Here is a 2,066-nt window from a genome sequence, read left to right on the forward strand (position 1 = left end):
TGTTGGTCCAGCAGTACTACGCACTCCGAAACCATCCTCGGCATCGTGGCCCCGGCATGGTGTATAAGAGACAGGTGCGTGACCCCGCCGCCGGACGGGTCCGTCTCGCCGGAGGCGATGCCCGGCGCCGACGGGGACGGGCCGATCGCCGACGGCGCCCGCAGCGCCGCCGAGGCGTCCGCGGCGGCGCCGCTCCCGCTCCCGCTGCCGCCGTAGGCCGAGGACGCCCAGTACGCCGTCCCGCCCCCGGCCACCAGCACGGCTGCCGCGATCGAGCCGACCGCCCAGTTCCGCCGCCGCCGGTGGTGGGGATGAGGGCTGGTGTGCTGCTGCTCGCTGGTCACCGCATCGCTCCTTCGCCTGCCTCGCCCGTGTGCGTGATGCGGGTGTGACGTGGCAGGCCCGCCGACGGTTCCCGTCCGTCCGCCGACCGGCTGGTTCCGGTCCTACCGGCCGCCGCCTCCCGACCCGTCCCCGTACTGCGCGGTGCCGGCGATGAGCTGCGCCGACGCCCGCGGGACGCTGATCCCGTGGATCTGCCAGGGCTCCACCCGGGGCGGCCGCGGATCGGCCGGGACCGTCCAGTGCGGGGCCATCCGGGCGCAGTCGCCCAGCAGCTTGGTGAAGCCGGAGTACCCGAAACCATCGGTATAGGTCATGAGGGCACCGTAGGCACGGCGGCGGTGCGGAGAAAGGGCTACTACGGGGTAGTTTCATCCGGTCGGTCGAAGGGCCCGGGACCGGGTAGCGTTGACTGTCCCTTCGCCGCCCCTCGCAGGAGCATCCACGCCGTGCGTATCGCAGTCACCGGCTCCATCGCCACCGACCACCTCATGACCTTCCCCGGCCGCTTCGCCGACCAGCTGGTCGCGGACCAGCTGCACACGGTCTCCCTCTCCTTCCTCGTCGACAACCTCGACGTCCGACGGGGCGGTGTCGGCCCGAACATCTGCTTCGGCATGGGCCAGCTCGGCGCCCACCCGATCCTGGTCGGCGCCGCCGGCTACGACTTCGACGAGTACCGCGCCTGGCTCGACCGCCACGGCGTGGACACCTCCTCCGTCCGTATCTCCGAGGTGCTGCACACCGCGCGCTTCGTGTGCACCACGGACAAGGACCACAACCAGATCGGCTCCTTCTACACCGGCGCGATGAGCGAGGCCCGGCAGATCGAGCTGAAGGCGGTCGCGGACCGGGTCGGCGGCCTGGACCTCGTCCTGATCGGCGCGGACGACCCCGAGGCGATGCTGCGCCACACCGAGGAGTGCCGGACCCGCGGCATCCCCTTCGCCGCGGACTTCTCGCAGCAGATCGCCCGGATGGACGGCGAGAACATCCGGACCCTGATGGACGGGGCGACCTACCTCTTCTCCAACGAGTACGAGAAGGGCCTCATCGAGACGAAGTCCGGCTGGACCGACGAGGAGATCCTGGCCAAGGTCGGCACCCGCGTCACCACCCTCGGCGCCCAGGGCGTCCGGATCGAGCGCGTCGGCCACGAGCCGATCGTCGTGGGCTGCCCCGAGGAGAACGCCAAGATCGACCCGACCGGCGTCGGCGACGCCTTCCGCGCCGGCTTCCTGACCGGCCTCGGCTGGGGCGTCGGCCTGGAGCGCGCCGCCCAGGTCGGCTGCATGCTGGCGACGCTGGTCATCGAGACCCTCGGCACCCAGGAGTACACGCTGGCCCGGGCGCACTTCATGGAGCGCTTCACCAAGGCGTACGGCGACACGGCCGCGGCCGAGGTCCAGGCACACCTTCCGCACTGACCTGGGGCCCCCTGGCCCCCGGGCCCCCTGGCCCCCGGGCCCTCCGGGCCCCCGACCGGCGCGGGGCGCGGTCCGTGCGCAGGCGCGGCGCCGTTGTCGGGGGCTCTGCCCCCGAGCCCCCGCGCCTCAAACGCCGGCGGGGCTGGGAAGTGGGGGGGTAAACCCGCGGGGGGGGGGGGGGGGGGGGGGGGCGCCGGGGGGGGGGGGGGGGGGGGGGCTGCGGCGCGGGGGGCCCGCGGCGGGGGGGGGGGGTGCTGGCGGGGTCGTACGCCCCCCCCGGGGGGTGGTGGGGGGGGG

The 2,066-nt window shown here is 74.0% G+C and carries 2 protein-coding genes and 1 pseudogene; 1 reads left to right on the top strand and 2 read right to left on the bottom strand.

The genetic code is table 11. The features are described from left to right. Positions 1–344: pseudogene (locus GPJ59_RS35760) on the bottom strand (hypothetical protein); the annotation flags it as partial. Positions 345–446: 102 nt separating this feature from the next. Further along, positions 447–659: a hypothetical protein gene (locus GPJ59_RS35765; protein ID WP_219672290.1), complete on the bottom strand. Its 213-nt coding sequence runs from the start codon at positions 657–659 to the stop codon at positions 447–449. 132 nt (positions 660–791) lie between these two features. On the opposite strand from GPJ59_RS35765, the gene GPJ59_RS35770 reads away from it, so the two are divergent. Then, positions 792–1,769, top strand: a complete 978-nt coding sequence (locus GPJ59_RS35770) for a carbohydrate kinase family protein (protein ID WP_219672291.1) — start codon at positions 792–794, stop codon at positions 1,767–1,769. Positions 1,770–2,066: the final 297 nt, after the last annotated feature.

The organism is Streptomyces bambusae (assembly GCF_019400985.1).
GTDB lineage: Bacteria > Actinomycetota > Actinomycetes > Streptomycetales > Streptomycetaceae > Streptomyces > Streptomyces bambusae_A.